The organism is Rhizobium sp. 05L429, assembly GCF_056397645.1.
In genome coordinates, this window is the sequence record NZ_JBFTNV010000007.1 from 180,375 (window position 1) to 198,717 (window position 18,343).

Below are 18,343 nucleotides of genomic sequence, written 5' to 3' on the forward strand. Positions count from 1 at the left end.
TCCTTTCTTCTTGGGGGGATTACTCGGCGGCAGCGGGGGCAGTCTGCGCCCGGCCGGAGAGATAGGTGAGAACAGTGGCGGTAAGGCCGATGAGGGCCATGGCGGATGCGGCGAGGGGAACGCGGGTGAGATCGAGGCCGGCATCGATGACCATGCCGCCGACCCAGGCGCCAAGAGCATTGCCAGTGTTGAAGGCGCCGATATTGATGGTCGAGACGAGATTGGGCGCATCCTTGCCGAAACCCACCACGCCGACCTGCAGGGCGGGCACGGCTGCAAAGCTTGCCGCTGCCCACAAGAAGAGGGTGATTTCCGCCGGGATAAAGAAGCGGCTCGTATAGAAGAAGACTGCGGAGGTGAGGGCGATAGCGGCAAAGACGCCGGCGAGGGTGGCGCCAAGACGCCAGTCCGCCAGCTTGCCACCGATAAGATTGCCGACCGTCAGACCAAGGCCGATCAGGAACAGTGTCCAGGTGACACCTTCAGGCGAGACGCCGGTGACGTCACGTAGCAGCGGGGCGATATAGGTGAACAGCGTGAACATCGACGCCGAGAAGAAGACGGTGACCGACAGCGCCATCCAGAGGCGGCCATTCCGCAGTGCGGCGATCTCTCGCAGGATGCTGCTCTGCTCTTCCTTTTTGTCTTTTGGCAGGATTGCGATCAGGCCGGCGATGGTGACGATGCCTATGACAGTGACCACCCAGAAGGTGGAGCGCCAACCATAGGCCTGACCGATCGCGGTGCCGAGCGGGACGCCCAGCACATTTGCCAGCGTCAGGCCGGTAAACATCAAGGCCACGGCGCGGGCCTTACGGTCTTCGCTGACGAGATTGGCCGCCACGATCGAACCAATGCCGAAGAAGGCGCCGTGGCAAAGGGCGGTAACGATGCGAGCGATCATCAGCACCCAGTAGTTAGGGGCAATGGCGCAGAGCAGGTTGCCGGCGATGAAGAAGGCCATCAGCATGATAAGGGCCGAGCGACGCTTCAGCTTGGCGGTCGAGACTGCCATGATGGGCGCGCCGAGTGCGACGGCCAGCGCATAACCCGTCACCAGCCAGCCGGCCTCAGGGATCGTGACAGAGAGGTCGGCTGCGACTTCCGGCAGAAGGCCCATGATGACAAATTCGGTGGTGCCTATCGCAAAAGAGCTCAAGGCAAGAACGAGCAGGGCAAGGGGCATGATTACAGATCCTGCGTTAGCTGCTGGAGGAAGGTCGCGATCGTTTCTTCATTGCGCTTGTAGAAGATCCATTGGCCGACGCGCTTGCTGGTGACGAGGCCGGCGCGGTGAAGGGTGCCCAGGTGCGCAGACACCGTGGACTGGGAAAGGCCGCAGCGTTCGAACTGGCTGGCGCAGACGCCCATTTCAAACGGGTGTTCCTGCGTCGGAAAGTGCTCTTCCGGGTTCTTGAGCCAGTTGAGGATGTCCATCCGGGCAGGGTTGGCCAGCGCCTTGAGAATCTCGTCTTTGTCCATCGTCGTTCATCGAAGTATAAATCGGATTTTCTCGATATATGGATCGACGATTTTCGATATGCAAATCACGGAGGCGTGAGCTGGAGTTTTTCTCAGGCTGCTAAAAAAACGGGCAAAAAAAGAGGGCCACCGGAAAAACCAGGGCCCTTTTAAGTGTGAAGGTCAAAAACCTCCAGAGGGGAACAGCCAACGCGGTGGCACTGGGAGAGAAACCACCAAATGCATCAGCTATGTGCGATATGGTGCTTCCTTGTGCAGCTTTCAATAGTTTTTTGTGCATGCCAGCTATGCACTGCACAAATTTTTCCGCATTGCGGTATCTGCCGACAAAAATTGAGGCAAAAGGTAAAATTCAGGCAAAAAAAGAGGGCCACCGGAAAACCAGGGCCCTTATAAGTGTGAAGGTCAAAAACCTCCAGAGGGGAACAGCTAATGCGGTGGAACTGGGAGGAAAAGCCACCGTGTGCATCAGCTATAAGCGATATGGTGCTTTAATGAGCAAACGGCAACCCTTTTTTGTGCATGTCAGTCATGCGTGGGCTGCATGATTTGAAATTCATTCCGTAAAAGTGGAAATCAGAAGTTCCAGTTGCGGGCCTTGCTGACGATGAAATCGCGGAAAGCCTTCAGCTTGGCGGCGTTCTTGATCTCGTCCGGATAGCAGAAATAGGTATCGAAGGAGGGAACGTCGGCATTGATCGCCAGCTGGATCAGACCCGGGTCTCGGCCGACAATATAATCCGGCAGGCAGGCAATGCCGATGCCAAGCAGGCAGGCGCGCTTGATGGAGGTCTGGCTGTTGATCTGCAGGTGCGGAATGCGCTTGTTGTCCGACGAGCGGCCGGCGATTTCCAGCCAGTTGACGTCGAGCAGGTAATTCGGCGCCGGTTCGCCGAAGGTGATGATGCGGTGGTTGTCCAGATCCTCAATCGTCTGCGGCTCGCCGTGGCGATTGATGTAGGAGGGGGCCGCATAGACGTGCATATGCACGGTGAAGAGCTTGCGCTGGATGAGATCGGACTGCTGCGGCTGGCGAAGGCGGATGGCGCAATCGGCATGACGCATGTTCACATCCACTTCCTCGTTGTCGAGGATGAGCTGGATCTGAACGTCAGGATAGAGCTGCAGGAATTCCTGGATCTTGTCGGTCAGCCAGCCCTGGCCGAGACCGACCGTGGTGGTGACGCGCAGCTTGCCGGACGGCGTTTCCGTCGTCTCGGTCAACTGCATCTTCACGGTTTCGAGCTTCAGCAGCACGTCATGGGCGGTGCGGTAAAGCAACTCGCCCTGTTCGGTGAGGATCAGGCCGCGCGCATGGCGGTGGAAGAGCTTGGTACCCACATCCTGCTCGAGCGCGCTGACCTGACGGCTGATCGCTGACTGGGACAGATGAAGCTTGTCGGCCGCATGCGTAAACGATCCGGCTTCGGCAGCTGCGTGAAAAATACGCAGCTTGTCCCAGTCCAATGGCATTCCCCCACCCCTCATGCCACTATTACTCCGCTGCTACGGCAACGGGCATATGGCCCGTCAGATAACGTTCTGCCTCGAGGGCGGCCATGCATCCCAAGCCTGCGGCGGTGATCGCCTGGCGGAATGTATCGTCCGTCACGTCGCCTGCGGCATAGACACCCTCCAGGCTGGTCGCAGTCGAGTCCGGTGCGGTCCAGAGATAGCCATTGTCCTTCAGCTTCAGTTTGCCCTTGAAAAGTTCGGTTGCCGGCGCGTGACCGATCGCCACGAAGACGCCGTCAATGACGACATCGGTGACGACACCGGTGCGCGTATCGCGCAGGCGAGCACCGGAAACGGACGGCGGCATGGGGGGCTTTGCCGGCGTGCCCGTGATCTCGGCGACCTCGGTATTCCAGAGAATCTTGACGTTCTCCTTGGAGAAAAGTCGTTCCTGCAGGATCTTTTCCGCGCGGAAGCCGTCGCGGCGATGCACGACGGTGACCGACTTCGCGATGTTGGAGAGATAGAGCGCTTCCTCGACGGCGCTGTTGCCGCCGCCGACCACGATCACATCCTTGTTGCGATAGAAGAAGCCATCGCAGGTGGCGCAGGCAGAAACGCCAAAACCCTGGAAATGCTGCTCGCTTTCGATACCGAGCCACTTGGCCTTGGCGCCTGTCGCGATAACAAGCGTATCGGCGGTCCAGACCTGGCCGCTATCGGTGCGGGCAACGAAGGGGCGCTGGTTGAGATCGACTTCGGTCACGAGGTCGTTGACGATTTCGGCGCCGACATGCTGGGCCTGCTGCAGCATCTGATCCATCAGCCAGGGACCCTGTATGGGGTCGGCAAAGCCCGGATAGTTTTCGACGTCGGTGGTGATCATGAGCTGGCCACCCTGTTCGAGACCGGCGATCAAAACCGGTTTCAGCATGGCGCGCGCGGCATAGACCGCTGCCGTATAACCGGCAGGTCCGGAGCCGATGATGAGCACCTTGGTATGGCGGGCAGACATGGAATTTCCTTTCGACTGGCAGGATGCGGCGGCTAAGAGGCGAATAAGGCCGTTTCGCGATCCCATCGCCATTTATGAACGACCAATGCTTTTATTCAAGGGCAGCCTTGCATTACCAACAAGGCAAATACAGGCGATGTGCAAGATTCCGTCATCCGACTGAAACTTTCTTGCGTATTCCGTGGCTTTATATAGAAGCTGCGCGCGGGGAATTAAAGAAAGGCCTAAGCGTGGTTCGCGCTGAACTTGACGTCATCGACATAAAGATTTTGCGGGAACTGCAGTCAGATGGCCGCATGACCAACGTTGAGCTTGCCGACCGGGTGGGAATTTCAGCGCCGCCCTGCCTGCGCCGGGTGCGCAAGCTCGAAGAGGCTGGTGTCATCGAAGGATACCACGCGATGCTGAACAGCCCGAAGCTCGGGCTCGATCTCGTCGCCTTCTGCATGGTCGGCCTCAAGCATCAGTCCGAAGCCAATCTAAAGGCCTTTGCCGCTGCCACCGCCGAGTGGTCGCTGGTGCGCCAGGCGTGGATGGTTTCCGGCGACAGCGATTTCCTGCTGCATTGCGTGGCCCAAAACCTCACCCGTTTCCAGGATTTCGTTATCGAGGTACTGACGGCCAACGAGCATGTCGATACCGTTCGCACCATGCTGACGATCCGACAGGTGAAGAAGCTCGGGCTGGTAGAACTTTAAAAGCATTTCCAGGAAAAGTGTGAAGCGGTTTTCCGTCGGGAATGCGCATCAGAGAATAACGAGAGCATGCCGACTTAAATCGGCACGCTCGACCCGCGCCAGGCCTCGCTCAGCCACTCTGTATTGCCGATGCGGCGATACCATTTCTGTCCGCCGCCCTCAAAGGCCTCGCTCATTTTCGGATTGCCGGCGAAGACGACGATCTTTGCGCCCGGCGGCAGCTCAGGATCGCGCCAGAAGCTCTGGATATTGTGCGGTACGCAGGCGTTCTTGAAGCTCACGCACCATTCGCGCGGCCAGTATTGCAGATGTCCATGCGCTGCGAGCTGTGCGCTCTGGAACTGCTGGGAAATCTCGTAGTTCGACATGGCCGCCACCGGATCGGCGACGTAGGTGTCGAGAATATAGGCGTGGGCGCCGATCTCGTAGCGGAAGACCGAGCTGTTGCCGACTGAGGCCAGGAATTTGTCGCGGGTGGGTTTGAGTTTGCGCAGTGGCTTTGGCCGGAAAAGATCGTCGTCGCGGATGATGAAGAATTTGCCGGGATGCTGGAAAAGCGGCTCCAGATCGTCGACGATGACGAGGTCCAGATCGAGGAAGAGGGCGATGCCCCTGAGATCGGCAAGCTCGCGGCGGAAGAGCGCAAGCTTCTGCCAGCGGCGATCCTTGGCGCCCGCGGGCAGACCAAGCTCCGGCAGGGGGAAGGTTTCGATACCCGCGTCGAGGCCTGCCGCATTGTCGGTGAAGCAGACGTAACGATGCGGACGCTTCAGGTGCCGTTTGACGCCGCGATAGAGATTGTTGACGTATTCGGCGCCGTAGAGCGTTCCCCACTTCATGCAGAGCACGTTGACCAGGGTTTCGTTATTGTTTGCGGTCGATATCACCGTGTCCCTGCCTGCCTGATATGTCTGTTGTCACTCACGAACGGCTTACGCGTCGAGAAGCTGCTGGTAAATCCGGTTGATCGCCGTCGCTTCCTTTTCCAGCGCGAAATTTTCCTGCACGTGCCGCAGGGCTGTCTCACCCTGTGCAGCGGCGAGGGTGGGATCGGCAAGATAGGTGGCGATCGCTGTCGTCAGGGCGTCGCCATCGCCTGATGGTACGATGATGCCGTTCTCGCCGGACGCGATCATTTCGGCATAAGCGCCGGCGTCAGAGGCCACAACTGCTGTTTTCGAAGCCATGGCCTCCAGCGGCGTCAGGCCGAAGCCTTCGTTGCGGGAGGGGGCGACATAGAGCGTCAGGCGGCGATACCAGACCTTGATATCAGGCACTTCGCCGAGGAAGACGATGCGGTCGGTAAGACCGGCTGCAGCAATGTCTGCCTTCAGTTTGTCGGCGAATGCCGTATGTTCCGACGTGACGCGGCCGGAAATGACGGCTGTCCAGTCCGGATGCTGCGGCAAGAGCGCGATCATCGCCTGGACGAAAAGGTCCGTGCCCTTCTGATGGCGCACGCGGCCGAAGCAGCCGACGAGGTAACGGCCGGGCAGGCCGGTTGCGGCTATCGTGTCGTCAGCCCCCTCGGGCGGATGGAAAAGTTCGAGATCGACGCCGTGCTGGATGACTGTGTGCGGCACCTTGAGGAAGGAGCCGGAACGGCTGCTGGTGGCGATGACCGCATCCATCTGGCGGATAAGCCAGCGGGTATAGGACGTGTGGCGGCGCTGGGCGGCTGAGGTGAAGACGAGCTTCAGCGGCATGCGCAATACCTGCCGCATCAGGATACCCGCCGCCATTTCATTGTTGCGGCGCGCATGCCAGACGCGATGGCGGCGCCCGGCGGGCGCACGCCAGAGGCCTGATAGCTGCGGCCATTTCAGGCGCGGAAGCTGTGGCGGAAGACCGGGGCCGAGGGCTGCGATCCTGATCCCCAGCCGGATCTGGCAGGGGATCAACTGAACAATCGTGGACGTAACGCCGGAGAGCCGGCGTTTCAGGTTGGGCGCGATGATCTCGACGTCACTGATATCCGGCACTGGCTGCTCTCGCGGAGAAAGGCGCGGGCGATCAGCCCCAGGAAACGGAAAGGATTTCGTAGGCCTTCGAACCACCAGGGGCGTTGACTTCGATGGAGTCGCCGACTTCCTTGCCGATCAGCGCGCGAGCGATCGGGGAGGAGATGGAGATACGGCCCTGCTTCACGTCGGCTTCCTGATCGCCGACGATCTGATAGGTCTTTTCCTCTTCGGTGTCCTCGTCGACGAGCTTCACCTTGGCGCCGAACTTGATCTTGTCACCCGACATCTTGGAGAGGTCGATGATTTCGGCGCGCGCCGTCAGGTCTTCGAGCTCGGCGACGCGGCCTTCATTGTGGCTCTGCGCTTCCTTGGCGGCATGGTACTCGGCATTTTCCGAAAGGTCGCCATGGGCGCGCGCTTCCGCAATTGCCTCGATGATTCGCGGGCGCTCCTCCTGCTGACGCCAGCGCAGTTCTTCCTGCAACTTGACGAAACCACCCTGTGTCATCGGTACCTTATCAACCATTTTTTCGTCCTTCTCTCCCTGCGTCCACAGTTCTCGCAGACACAAAAGAAAACAGGTCCCGAAGAGAACTTCGGAACCGTGCTACAATCTTGGTTCGTCGGTTATAGCAGATCGGCACGCGCAATTTCCATAAAATTCGTATCGAAGGTTTCGACCTCACCCAGAAGTACCTGCTTTTGAAAGGAAGTTGGGTACTGACCTGCTTCTCCGTCTTGATTTTGCCATCGTGAACATTTAGTGAACATCCTTATGAAGAAGTCGCTTAAAGAACGATTGGCGATCCTTTCCGATGCCGCCAAATATGACGCTTCCTGCGCCTCAAGCGGCACGGTCAAACGCGATTCGACGGCATCAGGCGGATTGGGCTCGACTGAAGGTGCGGGAATTTGTCATGCCTATGCGCCGGATGGACGATGCATTTCGCTCTTGAAAATCCTGCTCACCAATTTCTGTATCTATGACTGCGCCTATTGCATCAATCGATCGTCCAGCAATGTCGAGCGTGCCCGCTTCACACCGGAGGAGGTCGTCTGGCTGACGCTGGAATTCTACCGGCGCAACTACATCGAAGGGCTGTTCCTCTCTTCCGGCATCATCCGTTCCTCCGATCATACGATGGAGGAAATGGTGCGCATCGTGCGGGAATTGCGGGTCTCCCATAATTTCCGCGGCTACATCCATCTGAAATCCATTCCCGATGCCTCAGCGCACCTGATCGAGGAGGCGGGCCTCTATGCGGATCGCCTGTCGCTCAACATCGAGCTGCCGACCGATAGCGGCATCAGCCGGTTTGCGCCGGAGAAAAAGCCCGCCAGCATCCGCCGCTCGATGGGCGATCTTCGGCTGAAGATCGAAGCGGCGGGCGAGCCGACGCTGCAGACGAAGAGGCGCAAACGGTTCGTGCCGGCCGGCCAGAGCACGCAGATGATCGTCGGGGCCGATGGCGCCAATGATGCGACGATCCTCTCTACCAGCGGTCAACTCTACAGCAGCTACGGGCTCAAGCGCGTCTATTATTCCGCCTTCAGCCCGATCCCCGACAGTTCGAAGAACCTGCCGCTCATCAAGCCGCCGCTGATGCGCGAGCATCGGCTGTATCAGGCCGATTGGCTCTATCGGTTTTACGGATTTGGCATCGACGAGATCACCTCGACGCAGGGCGGCGGTATGCTGGATCTCAATCTCGATCCCAAGCTTGCCTGGGCGCTCGGCCATCGCGGCGATTTCCCCGTCGACGTCAATCGCGCCGATCGCGAAAAGCTGCTGCGGGTGCCGGGGCTAGGCACCAAGACAGTGAAGGCGATCCTAAGCGAACGGCGGCAACGTCGTCTGCGGCTCGAGGATTTGTCGCGGCTCGGCGTGTCGATCCGCAAGGTGCAGGCCTTCATCACAGCCGAGGGCTGGACGCCGCACCGGCTGGTCGATCGGCCGGACTTGCGAGCCATGTTCGAACCGCAACCCGAACAATTGTCGTTGCTTTGATGCGCCGGGTCGTGCTGGAGGGCAGGGGCGATTTCGAGGAGTGGCGCAGGGCTGCCCGTGCTTTTGCGGCGGCCGGAATTCCGCCAGAGGAGATCGACTGGCAGGAGAAAAGCAGTGAGACGGGCTTTGCCTTCCAGCATGATGCCCTGCCGCCCGATCCACCCAGCAACGGCAAGCCGATGACTGTCCCGCCTGCCTTTATGGCACTGGCCGAAGCGGTGATCTGCCATAGTGATCGCAAGCGTTTTTCATTGCTCTACAACCTGCTATGGCGCTTGCAGGAGAACCGGCATCTGCTCGATCTGGCCTCGGATGAAGATGTGTCTCGCGCCCGGCTGATGCAGAAGAGCGTGCATCGCGACGCCCACAAGATGACCGCCTTCGTCCGCTTCAAGGAGGTTGCGACATCAGACGGCAGGCGGCGGAAATTCATCGCCTGGTTTGAGCCGGATCATTACATCGTGGCACGCAAGGCGCCTTTCTTCCAGCGCCGTTTCACCGACATGGACTGGTTGATCGTCACGCCGAAAGGATCGGCTGCCTGGGATGGCGAGCGGCTGACAACAAGCAATACGCCCTGCCAAAAGCCCGATATCAGCGATGCGACCGACGATCTCTGGCGCACCTATTACGCCAGCATCTTCAATCCGGCTCGGCTGAAGGTTAAGGCCATGCAGGCCGAGATGCCGAAGAAATACTGGAAGAACCTTCCGGAAGCCGATCTCATTCCGGGCCTGATCGCCGAGGCGGAAGCAAAAGTCCTCGCCATGGCCGAGCGTGAAGCGACCATGCCGCTTCCCTATCATAACCGTATTCAGGAAGCGGCGTCCCGGATGCCGGTGCCACAAATGGCGCCAGTCGGGACGCTGGAGGCATTGCGCGAGGAGGCAGCCGTCTGCAGTCGATGCCCGCTGCATGCGAAGGCGACGCAGACCGTCTTCGGTGAGGGTCCTGCCGATGCGGAGATCATGTTCGTCGGCGAGCAGCCGGGCGACCAGGAGGATCTTGCAGGCCGACCCTTCGTCGGTCCGGCCGGAAAGATTTTCGACGAGGCGATCACTGATGCCGGCATCGACCGGTCGAGGCTCTATGTCACCAATGCCGTGAAGCATTTCAAATACGAGCCGCGCGGCAAGCGGCGTATCCACCAGAAGCCCAATATGGGCGAAGTGCAGCATTGCCGCTGGTGGCTGAAGCTGGAACTCGATCTGGTGAAGCCAAAACTGATCGTGGCGATGGGCGCGACGGCGCTGTTTTCCCTGACCGGTGAGAAGCAGAAGCTGGGGGATGTCCGCGGGCGCCCGATTGCGATGGAGGAGGGGCGATCGCTCTTCGTCACCGTGCATCCCTCCTATCTGCTGCGGATTCCCGACGAGGAGAGGAAGGTGCAGGAGCTTGCCCGCTTCCGGCAGGACATGAATCTGATCAGGCATTTGGCGGCCTGAGTGCAGAAAGTGATTCACTGCGTTCCAGTGTTTTTGAAGAGGACGAGGATATGCTGCTCCCGATCCAAGAGCAGCAAACTCGGGGTATGTTCCGGACGAGGAGGCAATGCCTCCTTGCGGATCAGAAGTAGCTCTGCAGCGGGCGGACTTCGAGGTTGCCGGCCTTGAGCGCCTTGATCGCCTGAGCGGCAGCTTCGGCGCCGGCCATCGTGGTGTAATAGGGCACCTTCTGCATCAGCGTGGCGCGGCGCAGCGACTTGGAGTCCGAGATCGCCTTGTTGCCGTCGGTCGTGTTGATGACCAGCTGGACCTGGCGGTTGCGGATGGCGTCCTCGATATGCGGACGTCCCTCGAGAACCTTGTTGATCTTGGTCGCCTCGATGCCGTTCTCGCCGAGGAAGCGGGCAGTGCCGCCGGTCGCCAGCACCTTGAAGCCCTGTTCGACGAGGATGCGGATCGCCGGCAGAACGCGGGTCTTGTCGGCATCCCGTACGGACACGAAGACCGTGCCTTCACGCGGCAGTTCGACGCCGGCGCCGAGCTGCGACTTGGCGAAGGCCAGCGCGAAATCGGTGTCGAGACCGATGACTTCGCCGGTCGAGCGCATTTCCGGGCCAAGCAGCGTATCGACACCAGGGAAACGGGCGAAGGGGAAAACGGCTTCCTTGACGGCGATGTGCTTGAGCGCGCGCGGATCTGGCTTTTCGCCATAGGCCGCGAAGGTCGCATCGAGCTTCTCGCCGGCCATGACGCGGGCGGCGATCTTTGCGATCGGCGCGCCGATGGTCTTGGCGACGAAAGGCACGGTGCGCGAGGCGCGCGGGTTGACTTCGAGCACGTAGACCGTGCCGTCCTTGATGGCGAACTGCACGTTCATCAGGCCGCCGACATTGAGCGCCTTGGCCATGGCCTTGGCCTGACGTTCCAGCTCGTCGAGCATCTCGTTCGAAAGCGTGCGGGGTGGCAGCGAACAGGCGCTGTCGCCCGAATGGATGCCGGCTTCCTCGATATGTTCCATGATGCCGGCGATGTAGACGTCGGTGCCGTCGGAGAGGCAATCGACATCGACTTCGATAGCGTTGCTGAGGTAGCTGTCGAAGAGCAGCGGGTTCTTGCCAAGCAGGGTGTTGATCTGGCCGGTCTTGTCGTTCGGGTAGCGCTGCTTGATATCCTCGGGCACGAGTTCCGGCACGGTGTCGAGTAGGTAGCTCTGCAGCTGGCTTTCCGCATGCAGAATCTGCATGGCGCGGCCGCCGAGAACGTAGGAGGGGCGCACGACCAGCGGGAAGCCGATTTCGCTTGCGACGAGGCGGGCCTGCTCGACGGAATAGGCGATGCCGTTGTTGGGCTGATTGAGGTCGAGCTTCATCAGCAACTTCTGGAAGCGGTCGCGATCTTCGGCGAGGTCGATCATGTCGGGCGCGGTGCCAAGGATCGGGATGCCGTTCTTTTCGAGCGCTTCGGCGAGCTTCAGCGGCGTCTGGCCGCCGAACTGGACGATAACGCCGACGACTTCGCCGCTTTCCTGTTCGGCGCGGAGGATCTCGATCACGTCTTCGGCCGTCAGTGGCTCGAAGTAGAGGCGGTCCGATGTGTCGTAGTCGGTCGAAACCGTTTCCGGATTGCAGTTGATCATGATCGCTTCATAACCGGCATCCTTCAGCGCGAAGGCGGCATGGCAGCAGCAATAGTCGAATTCGATGCCCTGGCCGATACGGTTTGGGCCCCCGCCGAGGATGACGACCTTTTTCCGGTCTGAGACCTGGGCTTCGGAGCGGGCAATGCCGACGAAGGGCGTCTCGTAGGTCGAATACATGTAGGCGGTCGGCGAGGCGAATTCGGCAGCGCAGGTATCGATGCGCTTGAAGACCGGGCGAACGTTCAGCGCGTTGCGAACTTCGGCCACTTCCTTCGGACGCTTGTTGGCAAGCGTCGCCAGACGCGCGTCGGAAAAGCCCATCGCCTTCAGCATGCGCAGGTTTTCGGCATCACCGGGCAGGCCGTGCTCGCGAATGCGGGCCTCCATGTCGACGATGTTCTTCAGTTGGGCGAGAAACCACGGGTCGATCTTGCAGCCTTCGTGTACTTCTTCGATGCTCATGCCCTGGCGTAGTGCCTGGGCGACCATGCGCAGGCGGTCGGGCGTCGGCGTGCCGATTGCGGCGCGGATGGCGTTCTGGCTGGATTCGCCTTCTTCGACGCCGGGGATTTCGATTTCGTCGAGGCCGGTAAGGCCGGTTTCGAGGCCACGCAACGCTTTCTGGAGGGATTCGGCAAAGGTGCGTCCGATAGCCATCACTTCGCCGACCGACTTCATCGCCGTCGTCAGGACAGGCGAGGCGCCGGGGAATTTCTCGAAGGCGAAGCGCGGGATCTTGGTGACAACATAGTCGATCGACGGTTCGAAGGAGGCGGGGGTAGCGCCGCCGGTGATGTCGTTGTCGAGTTCGTCCAGCGTGTAGCCGACGGCGAGCTTGGCCGCGACCTTGGCGATCGGAAAGCCGGTGGCCTTCGATGCCAAGGCGGAGGAGCGCGATACGCGCGGGTTCATTTCGATGACGACGAGGCGGCCGTCCTTGGGATTGACGGCGAACTGCACGTTCGAGCCGCCGGTCTCAACGCCGATCTCGCGCAGAACCGCGATCGAGGCGTTGCGCATCATCTGGTATTCCTTGTCCGTCAGCGTCAGCGCCGGGGCGACGGTGATCGAGTCGCCGGTATGGACGCCCATCGGATCGATATTCTCGATCGAGCAGATGATGATGCAGTTGTCCGCCTTGTCGCGGACGACCTCCATCTCATATTCCTTCCAGCCGAGCACCGATTCCTCGATCAGCACTTCCGTGGTCGGCGAGGCATCGAGGCCGCCGCCGACGATTTCGAAGAATTCCGAGCGGTTGTAGGCAATGCCGCCGCCGGTGCCGCCCATGGTGAAGGAGGGGCGGATGATGGCCGGCAGGCCGACGACGTCGATCGCCTGCGCGGCGATTGCCATGGCATGACTGATATAGCGCTGCTTGCGGTCGGTCTCTCCGAGGTTCCACTGGTTTTCGAGTTCGTCGAGCGCCTTGTCGAGTTCCGGACCCGAGAAACCCTCGCGCAACTTGGTGCGTTCGGCCTCATGCGTCTTGCGGTCGGCATCCTTGATGTCGGTGGCGTTGGCCAGCATCGATTGCGGCGTTTCGAGGCCGATCTTGGCCATCGCCTCGCGGAAGAGGGCGCGGTCTTCGGCCTTGTCGATCGCGGCAGGCTTTGCGCCGATCATCTCGACATTATAGCGGTCGAGCACGCCCATGCGCTTCAGCGAAAGAGCGGTATTCAGTGCGGTCTGGCCGCCCATGGTAGGCAGCAGCGCGTCGGGGCGTTCCTTGGCGATGATCTTGGCGACGACCTCAGGCGTGATCGGCTCGACGTAAGTAGCGTCGGCGAGGCCGGGATCGGTCATGATCGTTGCCGGGTTGGAGTTGACGAGGATGACGCGGTAGCCTTCCTCTTTCAGCGCCTTGCAGGCCTGGGTGCCGGAATAGTCGAATTCGCAAGCCTGGCCGATGACGATCGGTCCCGCGCCGATGATGAGGATCGATTTGATGTCTTGGCGCTTCGGCATGGGCGATATCCATTTCTAGCTGCGCAAAAAGCCGGCCAGGGTGGGAGGGCACCGGGTCGGGTCGCGCATTGAGGGTCTTTTCAGGCTAGAAGCGGCTTATAGGCAAATGTTTTTGCAAACGGAACCCCATAAATCACGGAATCGACAGGAATCCCGGATCGCTTTTGGGGGCCTATTGCCCGGCAGGTATCGCCAACGTGCGAATCTCGCCGCCGGGGGCCGGATTGGCGATCGCATTGGGCGTCTGTTCGAGCGTGATCCGGCGCGAAATCAATGGCTCAACCTTGATCGCACCCGTCGCGATGAGATCGGCAGCGCGCTGGTGCGTGAAGGGGTTGAGGAAAGAGCTGACGAGGTTTACCTCGCGGAACAAGAGGTCGAAGGGTTCGATCTCTATCTTTGCACCTTGCGGCATGACGCCAAGGATGACGGCAGTGCCGCCGCGTCTTGCGAGCCGTGGTGCCTGTATCATTGTTTCCGGCACGCCGGCGCATTCGAAGACGACGTCGGCTCCGCCAGGAAGCAATCCGCCGTCGCCGGTAATGCCGCTGATGGTATCCGCCTGCGACGGGTCGACGGTCGCGGTGGCACCAAGTTTTTCAGCGAGCGCGCGTTTGTCCGCATTACGGGTGACGAGAAGAATGCGCGTCGCACCGGCAAGCCGGGCAAGCTGGACGGTGAGCAGGCCGATCACGCCGCCGCCGAGCACGATGACGGAAGCGCCGGTCCTGATATTGGCGAGATCTACGGCGTGCAGGCAGCAGGCGAGAGGCTCGCAAAAGGCGCCGTGCAGCGGATCGAGTTCGAGCGGCAGCGCGAATGCCTGGCTTTGCGGCATGCAGACGTATTCAGCGAAACCGCCGTCGCGGTGGATGCCGATCGCCTGCAGGTTCCGGCAGAGATTGACGCGGCCATTGTGGCACTCCTCGCAACGGCCGCAGGCGATATTGGGATCGCCGGTCACGCGCATGCCGGAACGGAAGCTGGTGACCTCGGGTCCGACCGCTTCGATGATGCCGGCGAATTCATGGCCGAGGGTTACCGGTGGATGGGAGGGGAATTCGCCGAGGAAAAGATGCCGGTCGGTGCCGCAGATGCCGCAAGCTTCGATGCGCACCAGCAGGTCGCCCGGTCCGGGAACGGGCTTTTCGACCTCGCGCATATACAGTTTTCCGGTCGCTTCCAGGCGCACAGCTTTCATCGACATCCTCCTGCAGATCTCCTCACCATCAGGAAGCGGGAAAGCTGGAGTCGCGTCAAGCAGTTGCCGGCATTTCTTCAGCCGAAGCGTCGGCGGGGCCGGAAGCTGGCGGGCGATCCTTGCCGCGCGGCGGCACGATATCCACACGCATCGCCGGATCGTATCGGGCATGTATTTCGGCGGCATCGTCGTTGCGGGCCTTGCCACGCTGCTGCCGGGCCGGTTGATGAATGCGGTCGCCTTCTCCGGCAACAGCTGGCTGGCCGCAGCGGTGTTCGGGCTGGTCGTCGCTGCGATTTTTGGCGCTATCCGCTTTCGTGCGCGCCGCAGCCGGGCGGCGTGAGGAAGCGGCTGGAATTCGTCCTCGCACCGGATATATAACTTACTCCTGAGAGCATGCATGGCGCGCATCGCCGGGGAGATCGAAGATGGAATGGAAAGGCCGGCGTCAGTCCGACAATATCGAGGATCGCCGTGGCGATCCCTCCGGTGGTACGGGACGCAATCCCTTCGGCCGCGGTGGCGGCTTCAGTTTTCCATCGGGCGGCGGTGTCGGCCGTCGCGGTGGCGGGCTCAGCATCGGCATGATCATTTTCCTCGTCGTCATCTACCTGATCTTCAAGGCGATGGGCATCGATCTCATGCAGGTGATGGATGGCGGTGGTGGCTCAATGGGCGATTCCGGCTATTCGCAGAGCGAATCTTCCTCACAGGCGCCCGCAAATGACGAGATGACGGCCTTTGTGCGCACGGTTCTTGCCGAGACCGAAGATACCTGGCATGGCATCTTCCAGTCCCAGGGCAAGGATTACGAAGAACCGCGCCTCGTGCTCTTCTCCGGCCAGACGCAATCAGCCTGCGGTTTCGCCTCGGCTGCGACTGGTCCCTTCTATTGCCCCGGTGATCACAAGGTTTATCTCGACACGGCCTTCTTCCAACAGCTTTCCGACCAGTTCGGCGCATCCGGCGATTTCGCCGAAGCCTATGTGGTCGCCCATGAGGTTGGCCACCATGTGCAGAACCTGCTCGGCATCCTGCCGAAGTTCAATCAGGCGCGCCAGAGCATGAGCGAGGCCGACGCCAACAAGATGTCGGTTCGTGTCGAACTGCAGGCGGATTGCTTTGCCGGTATCTGGGGCAAATATACGCAGCAGAAGGGTATTCTCGACGCCGGCGATCTGGAGGAAGCGCTGAATGCCGCCCAGCAGATCGGCGACGATACGCTGCAGAAGCGCTCGCAGGGCTATGTCGTGCCTGAGAGTTTCAACCACGGCACGTCGGCCCAGCGCGCGCGCTGGTTCAAGCGCGGTTTCGACAGCGGACAGCTTGCGGCCTGCGATACATTCTCCAACCCGATCTGAGTTCGAGAGCCGGCACCCAGCCTCAAGGGCAGGGTGCCGGGACGTCGGGGCAGCTTACTTTTCGCTGTCCATGTGCTTGAGCTGGGCTTCCGGATAGCGGGCGCCCTTGGCGGCACCTTTCGGCACGGCGCGTTCGATGGCGGAGAGGTCGTCGTCGGTCAGTTCGACCGCGCGGGAGCCGAGCGCTTCCGTCAGGCGGTCGCGGCGGCGGGCGCCGACCACCGGCACGATATCCTTGCCCTGTGCCGCCACCCAGGCGATTGCGACCTGGGCGACCGAGGCGCCCTTGAGGATGGCGATCTTCCTGAGTTCTTCCACCAGAGCGAGGTTCTCATCGATATTGCCTTCTTGAAAGCGGGGGCTGACGGCGCGGAAATCGCCTTGTCCGTGCTGGCCCTTCTGCCAGTGGCCGCTGATGAGGCCGCGCGACAGCACGCCATAGGCGGTGATGGAAATACCGAGTTCGCGGGTCGCCGGCAGGATTTCATCCTCGATGCCGCGGGAAATCAGCGAATATTCGATCTGCAGGTCGGCGATGGGTGCCACGGTGGCGGCCCGGCGGATCGCATCGGCGCCGACTTCGGAAAGCCCGACTTGGCGGACATAACCCGCCTTGATGAGATCGGCGATGGCGCCGACCGTTTCCTCGATCGGAACGTTCGGATCGAGGCGGGCGGGACGGTAGATATCGATGTAATCGACACCGAGTCGCTGCAGCGTATAAGCGAGGAAGTTCTTCACCGCGATCGGGCGGGCGTCGTAACCGTTCCAGCCATTCGAGGGATCGCGCAGCGCGCCGAACTTGACGCTGATGACGACGTCCTCGCGCTTGCGGCCTTTCAGCGCTTCGCCGATCAGCATTTCATTGTGGCCCATGCCATAGAAATCGCCGGTATCGAGCAGGTTGACGCCGACATCCAGCGCGGCATGAATGGTTGCAATGCTTTCAGCGCGATCGGACGGACCGTACATGCCCGACATGCCCATGCAGCCGAGGCCGATGACCGAAACTTCCGGGCCGGTCTTTCCCAAACGATAGGTCTGCATCTTCTTCTCCTTCAGCGCCCCGATGGCGTCTTCGGATGCGGTTTTACCGCTGTTAACTCTGTGCGATAATCCGGATAGTTTCGAACAGGCCGTACGGGTCAATGCACAATGGACGATCTTCCCCTCAGTGATCTGGATGCCTTTGCTGCAATTGCAAGGGAGCGCAGTTTTCGGTCTGCGGCCCGTAAGCGCGGCGTTTCCGCGTCCTCCTTAAGCGATTCTCTGCGGCGGCTGGAAGAACGGCTCGGCGTGCGGCTTCTCAACCGCACGACGCGTTCCGTGACACCGACGGCAGCCGGAGAGCGGTTGCTCGAACGGCTGTCCCCGGCGCTTTCGGAAGTCGCTGCCGCGCTTGGTCAGCTCGACAGTTTCCGCGATAAACCGGCGGGCACTCTGCGGCTCAATGTGCCAAGCATAGTCGTGAAGCTTTTCATGGCCGGACTCGCCGCACGGTTCCTCGCGCTCTACCCGCAGATCACGCTGGAGATCATAGCCGACGATAATTTCATCGATGTGCTGGCCGCCGGTTTCGATGCCGGTGTTCGTTATGATGAGAGGCTGGAACGCGACATGATTGCCGTGCCAATCGGCCCACGCAGGCAGCGCTATGTGACGGCTGCCTCTCCTGCCTATCTCGAGAGGCGAGGCGTACCGCAGCACCCGCGGGATCTGCTGGAGCATAGCTGTATCCGCCATCGCTTCCTGAGCGGCGCCTCTCTTGCATGGGAGTTCGAACGCGGCGATGAGACGCTGGTCATCACTCCGTCCGGTCCGATCATCGCCAATGCGGCGGAGATGGAAATTGAAGCGGCGCTTGCCGGGCTTGGCATCATCCACACGTTCGAAGAGCTGCTGACGCCCGGCATAGCGGATGGCCGGCTGATGCCCATTTTAAGCGAATGGGGTAGCGAATTTTCCGGCCCCTCCCTCTATTATCCGAGCCGCCATCAGATGCCCGCGCCGCTGCGGGCTTTTGTGGATTTTGTGCGGATGGAGCAACGGAAAAGTGTCTGAACCATCTGTTTTGGCGGCCCCGCCATCAAAACATTGAAATGTTCAC

At 60.7% G+C, this 18,343-nt stretch carries 17 protein-coding genes; 7 read left to right on the forward strand and 10 right to left on the reverse strand.

What is annotated here, in order from left to right; translation table 11 throughout:
• Positions 1 to 19: 19 nt before the first annotated feature.
• The gene (locus tag AC1DNW_RS09825; RefSeq protein WP_113308830.1) at positions 20 to 1,186 is read right to left on the reverse strand and encodes an MFS transporter; all 1,167 of its coding nucleotides are present in this window, start codon (positions 1,184 to 1,186) and stop codon (positions 20 to 22) included.
• 2 nt (positions 1,187 to 1,188) lie between these two features.
• Positions 1,189 to 1,482: an ArsR family transcriptional regulator gene (locus AC1DNW_RS09830; RefSeq protein ID WP_113297611.1), complete on the reverse strand. Its 294-nt coding sequence runs from the start codon at positions 1,480 to 1,482 to the stop codon at positions 1,189 to 1,191.
• A gap of 155 nt (positions 1,483 to 1,637) precedes the next feature.
• On the opposite strand from AC1DNW_RS09830, the gene AC1DNW_RS09835 reads away from it, so the two are divergent.
• Positions 1,638 to 2,030 (forward strand): hypothetical protein, encoded by a 393-nt coding sequence (locus AC1DNW_RS09835; RefSeq protein ID WP_162748481.1) that lies wholly within the window; start codon positions 1,638 to 1,640, stop codon positions 2,028 to 2,030.
• 28 nt (positions 2,031 to 2,058) lie between these two features.
• Here AC1DNW_RS09835 and AC1DNW_RS09840 read toward each other — a convergent pair whose 3' ends face one another.
• Both AC1DNW_RS09840 and trxB read right to left on the reverse strand, forming a co-directional pair.
• Positions 2,059 to 2,955 carry a LysR family transcriptional regulator VtlR gene (locus AC1DNW_RS09840; RefSeq protein WP_112543602.1) on the reverse strand — a complete coding sequence of 299 codons (897 nt, stop codon included), beginning with the start codon at positions 2,953 to 2,955 and terminating at the stop codon, positions 2,059 to 2,061.
• Between the two features lie 22 nt (positions 2,956 to 2,977).
• On the reverse strand, positions 2,978 to 3,952 hold the full coding sequence (gene trxB, locus AC1DNW_RS09845) for a thioredoxin-disulfide reductase (RefSeq protein WP_113297612.1): 975 nt from the start codon (positions 3,950 to 3,952) through the stop codon (positions 2,978 to 2,980).
• A 230-nt stretch (positions 3,953 to 4,182) separates the two neighbouring features.
• Between trxB and AC1DNW_RS09850 the strand changes: the two genes are divergently transcribed.
• The gene (locus tag AC1DNW_RS09850) at positions 4,183 to 4,650 is read left to right on the forward strand and encodes an Lrp/AsnC family transcriptional regulator (RefSeq protein ID WP_113297613.1); all 468 of its coding nucleotides are present in this window, start codon (positions 4,183 to 4,185) and stop codon (positions 4,648 to 4,650) included.
• 74 nt (positions 4,651 to 4,724) lie between these two features.
• Here the strand turns inward: AC1DNW_RS09850 and AC1DNW_RS09855 are convergent, their stop codons facing one another.
• The 3 genes from AC1DNW_RS09855 to greA are packed head-to-tail and all read right to left on the reverse strand — an operon-like array spanning position 4,725 to position 7,140.
• A complete protein-coding gene (locus tag AC1DNW_RS09855) occupies positions 4,725 to 5,537 on the reverse strand; it encodes a hypothetical protein (protein ID WP_477852520.1) in 813 nt (270 codons plus the stop codon).
• A 45-nt stretch (positions 5,538 to 5,582) separates the two neighbouring features.
• Entirely contained in the window at positions 5,583 to 6,632 is a 1,050-nt protein-coding gene (locus AC1DNW_RS09860) for a glycosyltransferase family 4 protein (protein WP_113308831.1), read from the reverse strand.
• 31 nt (positions 6,633 to 6,663) lie between these two features.
• Complete coding sequence (gene greA, locus AC1DNW_RS09865) at positions 6,664 to 7,140, reverse strand: transcription elongation factor GreA (protein ID WP_113297616.1); 477 nt, start codon at positions 7,138 to 7,140, stop codon at positions 6,664 to 6,666.
• Between the two features lie 249 nt (positions 7,141 to 7,389).
• Between greA and AC1DNW_RS09870 the strand changes: the two genes are divergently transcribed.
• Positions 7,390 to 8,622, forward strand: coding sequence for a putative DNA modification/repair radical SAM protein (locus tag AC1DNW_RS09870; protein WP_113308832.1), 1,233 nt, complete (start codon positions 7,390 to 7,392; stop codon positions 8,620 to 8,622).
• Positions 8,622 to 10,067, forward strand: coding sequence for a UdgX family uracil-DNA binding protein (locus AC1DNW_RS09875; RefSeq protein ID WP_113308833.1), 1,446 nt, complete (start codon positions 8,622 to 8,624; stop codon positions 10,065 to 10,067). The genes AC1DNW_RS09870 and AC1DNW_RS09875 overlap by 1 nt, the downstream gene beginning before the upstream one ends.
• Positions 10,068 to 10,188: 121 nt before the next feature.
• Here the strand turns inward: AC1DNW_RS09875 and carB are convergent, their stop codons facing one another.
• Positions 10,189 to 13,674 carry a carbamoyl-phosphate synthase large subunit gene (gene carB, locus AC1DNW_RS09880; protein WP_113297619.1) on the reverse strand — a complete coding sequence of 1,162 codons (3,486 nt, stop codon included), beginning with the start codon at positions 13,672 to 13,674 and terminating at the stop codon, positions 10,189 to 10,191.
• A gap of 172 nt (positions 13,675 to 13,846) precedes the next feature.
• On the reverse strand, positions 13,847 to 14,875 hold the full coding sequence (locus AC1DNW_RS09885; RefSeq protein WP_113308834.1) for a zinc-dependent alcohol dehydrogenase family protein: 1,029 nt from the start codon (positions 14,873 to 14,875) through the stop codon (positions 13,847 to 13,849).
• A gap of 169 nt (positions 14,876 to 15,044) precedes the next feature.
• Between AC1DNW_RS09885 and AC1DNW_RS09890 the strand changes: the two genes are divergently transcribed.
• Together AC1DNW_RS09890 and ypfJ are read left to right on the forward strand one after the other, a co-directional pair.
• Positions 15,045 to 15,218: a hypothetical protein gene (locus AC1DNW_RS09890; protein ID WP_477852522.1), complete on the forward strand. Its 174-nt coding sequence runs from the start codon at positions 15,045 to 15,047 to the stop codon at positions 15,216 to 15,218.
• Positions 15,219 to 15,303: 85 nt separating this feature from the next.
• Complete coding sequence (gene ypfJ / locus AC1DNW_RS09895; protein WP_113308835.1) at positions 15,304 to 16,236, forward strand: KPN_02809 family neutral zinc metallopeptidase; 933 nt, start codon at positions 15,304 to 15,306, stop codon at positions 16,234 to 16,236.
• A gap of 54 nt (positions 16,237 to 16,290) precedes the next feature.
• Here the strand turns inward: ypfJ and AC1DNW_RS09900 are convergent, their stop codons facing one another.
• The gene (locus tag AC1DNW_RS09900; RefSeq protein ID WP_113308836.1) at positions 16,291 to 17,283 is read right to left on the reverse strand and encodes an aldo/keto reductase; all 993 of its coding nucleotides are present in this window, start codon (positions 17,281 to 17,283) and stop codon (positions 16,291 to 16,293) included.
• 108 nt (positions 17,284 to 17,391) lie between these two features.
• Here AC1DNW_RS09900 and AC1DNW_RS09905 point away from each other — a divergent pair, with 108 nt between their 5' ends.
• A complete protein-coding gene (locus tag AC1DNW_RS09905; protein WP_113308837.1) occupies positions 17,392 to 18,297 on the forward strand; it encodes a LysR family transcriptional regulator in 906 nt (301 codons plus the stop codon).
• The last annotated feature ends 46 nt before the right edge of the window (positions 18,298 to 18,343 follow it).